This is a genomic window from Methanoplanus limicola DSM 2279, assembly GCF_000243255.1.
Lineage (GTDB): Archaea > Halobacteriota > Methanomicrobia > Methanomicrobiales > Methanomicrobiaceae > Methanoplanus > Methanoplanus limicola.
The window spans coordinates 2,332,912-2,333,919 of record NZ_CM001436.1 but is presented as its reverse complement, the minus strand read 5'-3'; the positions used below and the strand labels follow the sequence as shown (position 1 = coordinate 2,333,919).

The 1,008-nt window shown below is 43.6% G+C and carries 2 pseudogenes; both read left to right on the top strand.

Annotation, left to right across the window (positions count from 1 at the left end):
• Positions 1-181 precede the first annotated feature (181 nt).
• A pseudogene (locus METLIM_RS10935) lies at positions 182-631 on the top strand (Rpn family recombination-promoting nuclease/putative transposase); the annotation flags it as partial.
• 148 nt (positions 632-779) lie between these two features.
• A pseudogene (locus METLIM_RS10930) lies at positions 780-1,008 on the top strand (Rpn family recombination-promoting nuclease/putative transposase); the annotation flags it as partial.

The following is a 1,008-nucleotide window of genomic DNA, read 5'->3' as shown; positions in this document are numbered from 1 at the left end:
CTCAGCTCAGATCTGAAGTTAAAGCTGAACCCGAAACAGAACAAAAAAACGAATCTGAATGAGAACCGGGAATTAACCTTAACCCTGAGTTTTCGCCGGGAATCAATATTTTTTAAAATATCACTTCTCCCCCAACACTATCAATACCCACCCGGCCCATCAGATTTTTCAGAAAGCATAACATAAGATAAATCCGGAAATACCGTGGCTGATGTTTCTTAATGCAGCAACAAAGGAGGAATTAATAATGGCCGCAGAAGCTGAACCCAAAGTCGCGAAGGCGTATGAACGCTTACGTGATATGAGTGAAGATGAAGAGAGCAGAAGGGCATATGAAGAGAGAATAACCGAGATAATCGAGGTCGATCTCAGGATGCATGCAGCTGAGGAGAGAGGAGAAAAGAGGGGAAGAGAAGAGGGAAGAGAAGAGGGAAGAGAAGAGGGAAGAGAAGAGGGAAGAGAAGAGGGAATAGAGGTAGGAATCATTCATAACGCCAAAAAAATGATCTCACTTGGAATGGATGACGAGACCATAATTAAAGTGACCGAACTTCCGGCAGAAAAAATAGCTCAGCTCAGATCTGAAGTTAAAGCTGAACCCGAAACAGAACAAAAAAACGAATCTGAATGAGAACCGGGAATTAACCTTAACCCTGAGTTTTCGCCGGGAATCTATATTTTTCAAAACCTCCCCTTTACCCGGAATACTATCACTATCCTCCGGCCCTCAGATTTTTCAGAAAGCATAACATAAGAAGAATCCGGAAATACCGTGGCTGATGTTTCTTAATGCAGCAACAAAGGAGGAATTAATAATGGCCGCAGAAGCTGAACCCAAAGTCGCGAAGGCGTATGAACGCTTACGTGATATGAGTGAAGATGAAGAGAGCAGAAGGGCATATGAAGAGAGAATAACCGAGATAATCGAGGTTGATCTCAGGATGCAGGCAGCTGAGGAGAGAGGAGAAAAGAGAGGAAGAGAAGAGGGAAGAGAAGAGGGAAGAGAAG